The organism is Fretibacterium sp. OH1220_COT-178, from assembly GCF_003860125.1.
Taxonomy (GTDB): Bacteria; Synergistota; Synergistia; order Synergistales; family Aminobacteriaceae; genus CAJPSE01.
In genome coordinates this window covers 1-4,894 of the sequence record NZ_RQYL01000048.1, presented here as the reverse complement: position 1 = coordinate 4,894, position 4,894 = coordinate 1, and the positions used below count along the sequence as shown (strand labels likewise).

Sequence of the window (4,894 nt, the reverse complement as noted above, 5' to 3'; positions counted from 1 at the left end):
GGATTGACTCCCTATGAATTTATCGTGAAAACTTGGGCTGAAGAACCTCAACGATTTCACCGCAATCCAAACCACTTCAACATGGGACTGTACATCTAGCCATTACGTTGCCTCCGTTTTCATGAGAATCACTATAACCATGACACATGAGCCTCCTTTCCGAGATTTTTCGTTCATCATGAAGCATCACCTCCTTCCCGTAAAAAGGCAGAAAAATAGCCACATTGAGGAAAAAGAGAATCCCCAATGTGGCTTTTAGCACGATGGTTGAAATTTCAGGATTGGTATTTAGATGAACACTTCTATCGGTTTCCAGACATTGCGATTGGTAACGTCCTCCGACCATACTGTGTTGGATAGGTAAATCTGTGTGCCGACCGCACGGACGAAGCCCCACTTGATATCCGGGCGTCGGGACGCATATTCCTTCAGAGCGTCAAATTTGCGCGGAGCGTACTTATCGATGTTATTGGAGCTGCCGTCAGCTGTCATACCGCCCTTCGCCTCGATAATCCACACATCGCCGTTTTTCAGCTGAATGATGTAATCCGGGTAGAAGTTGCTGCGCCTGAACGCCATACGGTATACGATGCTGAAATACTCATCGCCTTTATCGCCGTTTTTATAGCACCATTCCACGGGATCATAATGCTCACACCAGTCCTCAAAGGATATTTCCGTAAAAGTGCGGTTCGGCTGGATGAGAATATTGTTGCCGTAATCCACAAACGGATTTTTACCCATGACTTTCGTGCTTGCGATGCGTTTATGTTGTTTATAATACTGTTCTCTCGGAATAGCCCAATCTGCAGTAATAATATCGGTCTCTTCGATTTCTGCGATTCTGTCTGCGCTGACGCCGCTGAACACCTCAACGAGCCGTTCCCTGTTATTAACGAGGAAAGCGTTATATTCACGGAGACTCAGACCGTCAATCAGCTTATGTTTCCGCTCAAAAGCAATCTCTTCCTCCGAAAACATTGACATCTGCATATCAAGAGGACCGAACAGCACACGGAGCGCATTGTTGGAAATATTCTCGTCAATGCCCATAGCCCGTGCGATACGGCGTTTTGCGTCACGAATGATAAAGCCGTCATCGTGATTGCTGATTTGATGCTCGCCGCCGAATATGCGGTTCAAAGAGCGGATATCGTGTGTAGTTCTCGCCACGCCCTCGATAGCCTCGGTTTTCAGCTTAGTGCCGAACACATAACCCTTGCTGACTTCCATTTCATGCCTGTCCAGTTTGCCGTCACGGTCAAGGTCGCATTCCTTAAGCATCTGTTTACGGACTACCTTGACAACTGCCTCCGGGTTCACGGCGTAGCGGTCGCTGCCGTTCAACGACTCCCTTTTAAGCATAATATTCGGAGCATTGAATTTTCTCTTGTACAAATAGGTGTAGAATGAATCTCCGATGCTGTTTGTTAATCCCTCGGCATATTCGCTGTCGAGCGTATAGACGTAACAGTTGTCGATAAGCGAACAGTCGTAGTGTTTACGCTCCGGCATACGGCGAACGCGTCCCACGGTCTGAATGTTGAACCGTTCTGTGCCGCCTTCACGCAGCTTTACGAGAATTTTTGCGCGAGGGCAGTCCCAGCCTGTTGCGATAGCCTGTTTGAACAATAGGAATGCGTACTGCCCGTCCAGCTTTTTGATTCCTTCCGGGTTGTCAGGATGTTCTCCGCTAAACCATGATGTTACAAGACCGGAATTTGCAGAATAGCCCAAGTCATCCAAGGCTCTTTTTACCCGCTCAATCCATTCATCATAGCCGTTCGGGAACTGTATCAGCACGAGCGGTTTTATCCGCAGTCCGCGCCGTGTGTATTCCGCTTCAATCTCTTTGCGTTTTTTATCCGCCAAATCGAGCAGGAGCAGGTCATCGTCAAGGCTGTTGTTTTCTTCGATAGCTGCGGACACGCCTTCGTTGATGGATATTCCTGCCGCAATCAGTCCTGCTCCGATAACCTCATCATCCGGGATGATTTCCGTATGGTCTCCCTTGCTGACGGGAGTAGCGGATATGCGGAGAACGTGAACAGGCTGGATATTGCTGATGTACTCATTGGCAGTAGCCTGATATTTGTGTTCCTCGTCTATCAGCATGAAGATATCAATGCCGTTGGTATGGCAGAACAGTACCTTGCCCATCAAGTCACGGTGTTCGCCCTCGCGGAGAACCACATTCGATGTGCGGTTGATTTTATCCCAGTTGATAAAGAACACCTTGCCTCTGGGATCGCTCTCATTGATGAACGCGTACACATCGCCGTCCGGGATGCCGGAAGTCACTTCTCTAAAGCTGTCCTGCGACTGCTTTTCAAGACCGCCTGCTCCGGGGCACAACCACAAAAAGACCGTATTCGGGTTTTCGTCAAGATAATCATCTATGAATTTTGAAACGAAAACCGTTTTTCCCGCGCCGGTGGGAGCGGAAAGTACGAGTTCCTCATGGTCTGCACACTTCGCCAGCAGACTTTCCTCATGTTTTGTTTGAAAATCAAATAGCTTCGCCGTAAACATTATTCTGCCACCTCCCTTAATTCCTGTCCGAAGAATTCCCTCGGTATGTATTTGAAGCCGAGAGCATTCAGCTTTTCCATCTCTGCAGAATTAAAAAAGATGTTCTGATTTACCCAGATATTCTCAATCTGCGCATATACCGCCTCGTCCATCACATATTTGCGGAAATCCGCTTTGTTGAGAAGCAGGACATTCTTTCTGTTATCCACCTCGGTGCCGTTCTGCAGCTCTATCATTTCCCGGATATGCAGACACAGAGCGTTGCTGAGCAGATATTCCTCCGGCTTACGCGGCGTCCAGTCGCATTTGAAATATTTCAGGTTTGCAGGTAATTCGTCTGAATATTGTGAACCATCAGTGCGTATACCTGTTATAACAGTGCTGACGCGAGGGTATGTCACGCTATGGCAAATACCGAGCGACTGGTATTCTTCTGTAGCGATTGCATCGGCATATTCTTGTGTTGCCTTAAATGCTGCCCATTTTTCTTTCCACTCCGGCTCTTTTTTTGTTCCTTTGCGCGGTGGAGCTTCTATGTGGCCTTTTTCCACAAAATGCGCAATCTGCTTTTTCTCGGACACTTCATTGTTTGTGCAGATAATGAAAGTCCTATTGCCGCCGTCTTTGGCATTGGATGCGAGAACCGCTTGCGCCGTAGTACCGCTGCCCGCAAAGAAATCAAGAACAGTAATATTCTTGCCACCGATTTCTATGCATCTGCGAATTAAGTCCACAGGCTTCGGATTATTGAAAACATCTTGCAGCCCGATAGCTTTTTCTAATTCGGCACTTCCCACATTGTTTTCGGGCAAATCGTTCCATAGGGTATCTATCCTCTTGCCTTCGCTTTCACGCTCATTCCAGTAATCCTTCACACGCAGGCTTTTTCCGGTAAGGACAAGACGTCCATCGTCTTCCAATGCCTTGATTTTTGCGTAAGTCATTCTCCAGCCTTTAGGTGGGCAAGGCCATACCTTTCCTGTATTATCTACATAATCGTATGTTGTCTCTGGACCGGGGTCTCTTGGCTTCTGCAAACTTACAGTTGCATATTTGCCGCGACCATCCTTATCATCCTTGTTATACATTTTTACGGATGAATCCGCTAACGGCTTATAAACGGAATTAAGGACGAATTTATCACTGCGGGCATAAAGCAACAGATATTCTGTATTAATAGTAAACTTATCCTTTTCCGTCTTGCCACTTGAATTGCGCTGCCACACAAACATATTGATGAACAGGTTCTCACCGAAAATTTCATCCATTATCATTTTCAGAGATGCAACCTCGTTGTCATCGATGGAAATGAATATTAGTCCCTTTTCGGATAGCAATTCTCTGGCAATAGCAAGACGCTTTGTCATAAAAGAAATCCATTTGCTGTGTCGAAATGTATCGTTGCGGTCTATAAAATCATCATCGTAAACAAAATCATCCTTTCCTCTGTTGTATGGGGGATCGATATATATAACGTCAATAAGCCCCTTATGCGTTTTTTCAAGCAAATAGAGGCTTTGCAGATTATCGCCCTCAAGGATAAAGTTATAGACTCCGTCTGCGGCTGCGGTTATTTTCTTATCAGCATCTTCCGTGAAAATAGGGATGTTTTCTTCGAGCATCTCATCCACTCGTTCTGAATGCTCCTCCCAAACAAGTCCATATTTTTTATCACGCAGATGGTTCTCAATTTCCGTAAACGCCCGGATGGATTCATCATCCGTATGTTCTTTGCGAAGCGTTTCCAAGAAATCAAGCATCCGCTGGCGTTTTATCTGTGATAGGTTAGGCATTATCACTACCTCCATTATTATTCTTTTCCGCCTGAGCCTTTTCTATGGCTTTCCTGCGGCGGTAATCACGCTGTTTTTTTTTTGCGTTCCGTGCTTTCTGGCATTCCGGGCGGTCGCAGTATTGCTGATGTTTTGAGTTCCGTATAAAGAACCGTCCGCAGTGATGGCAACATATCATGATACCTTCAGGTCGTTCGTCCTCTTTGCCGAAATCCTCCGGCGCGAGATCTTCCGACATCATTCTCGCCAACACGTACCAAGCAATATCAAATACGGAATTCACATCGGCGGAGAACACGAGTCAGTTATTCTGCGGATTGACTTTCAGACGTAATTTAAAATCGGGGATGCAATCCATCAGCCGTTCACGCAGTTTTTCGTACTCATCATATGGTTCAGTGTAGAATTCTCCTTCGGGCGGCTGCTCCAACGGATGTTCCGCAAGGTACTTATTGCCGAGCTTCATCTCTTTAGATGTACAGTCCCATGTTGAAGTGGTTTGGATTGCGGTGAAATCGTTGAGGTTCTTCAGCCCAAGTTTTCACGATAAATTCATAGGGAGTCAATCC

General features: G+C 46.4%; 4 protein-coding genes. All 4 read right to left on the bottom strand.

What is annotated here, in order from left to right; genetic code table 11:
• Positions 1-288: 288 nt before the first annotated feature.
• Genes EII26_RS12610 through EII26_RS13210 form a run of 4 tightly spaced genes read right to left on the bottom strand, consistent with a single transcriptional unit; the run spans position 289 to position 4,791 of the window.
• Entirely contained in the window at positions 289-2,532 is a 2,244-nt protein-coding gene (locus EII26_RS12610) for a DEAD/DEAH box helicase (protein WP_124889509.1), read from the bottom strand.
• Positions 2,532-4,340 carry a site-specific DNA-methyltransferase gene (locus tag EII26_RS12605; protein ID WP_199735221.1) on the bottom strand — a complete coding sequence of 603 codons (1,809 nt, stop codon included), beginning with the start codon at positions 4,338-4,340 and terminating at the stop codon, positions 2,532-2,534. The genes EII26_RS12610 and EII26_RS12605 overlap by 1 nt, the downstream gene beginning before the upstream one ends.
• The gene (locus EII26_RS12600) at positions 4,318-4,623 is read right to left on the bottom strand and encodes a hypothetical protein (RefSeq protein WP_124889508.1); all 306 of its coding nucleotides are present in this window, start codon (positions 4,621-4,623) and stop codon (positions 4,318-4,320) included. Before EII26_RS12600 ends, EII26_RS12605 begins: the two co-directional genes overlap by 23 nt.
• Before the next feature lie 3 nt (positions 4,624-4,626).
• Positions 4,627-4,791: a hypothetical protein gene (locus tag EII26_RS13210; protein ID WP_158612343.1), complete on the bottom strand. Its 165-nt coding sequence runs from the start codon at positions 4,789-4,791 to the stop codon at positions 4,627-4,629.
• Positions 4,792-4,894: the final 103 nt, after the last annotated feature.